The organism is Vibrio sp. 811, from assembly GCF_033339195.1.
Genome location: NZ_JAWOUB010000387.1, coordinates 1 through 714 on the forward strand (window position 1 = coordinate 1; position 714 = coordinate 714).

Genomic DNA, 714 nt, shown 5'->3' on the forward strand with positions numbered 1-714 from the left:
AAGATAGCCGATCTGAACGTCGGGCGATTCCAAGAGTGGAGCGAAACGTTGACAACGGAGAATTCGCGTCAGGCCATTTTTGCGTTTAAAGGTGATGTGTACACGGGCTTGGAAGCTGAAACACTATCAGATGCGGACTTCGAATACGCGCAAAAACACTTACGCATGCTATCTGGCCTGTACGGTCTGCTCAAACCGCTCGACTTAATGCAACCATACCGTCTGGAGATGGGAACAAAACTGGCGAACGATAAAGGTAGCAACCTGTACCAGTTCTGGGGCAATGTGATTACCGACAAGCTCAATGAAGCGATTGCTGAGCAAGGCGACAATGTTTTGATCAATCTTGCGTCGAATGAGTATTTTAAAGCGGTGAAGCCAAAGAACTTGGATGCACAAGTGATTACGCCAATTTTCAAAGACTGTAAGAATGGCCAATACAAGGTGATCAGTTTTTATGCGAAGAAAGCGCGTGGCATGATGGCGCGTTACATCATCGAAAATCGCATTGAGAGCGTGGCGGATTTAACGAAGTTTGATACCGCTGGCTACTACTTCGTTGAGGAAGAGTCGACACCAACAGACTTGGTATTTAAACGTGAAGAGCAAAACTGATTGAAGCGCAATACGCGTTATTAATTGAAAGCTACACAAACGAAAAAGGGTTGGCACTGCCAACCCTTTGTTATTTCTATTTGGGCTTTTTAAGCCTCA

Annotated in this window: 1 protein-coding gene; it reads left to right on the top strand. The window is 45.4% G+C overall.

Annotated features, from left to right (window positions below):
- On the top strand, positions 1-615 hold a 615-nt coding region (gene yaaA / locus R7Q46_RS27045), incomplete at its 5' end, for a peroxide stress protein YaaA (RefSeq protein ID WP_318078239.1).
- Between the last annotated feature and the right edge of the window lie 99 nt (positions 616-714).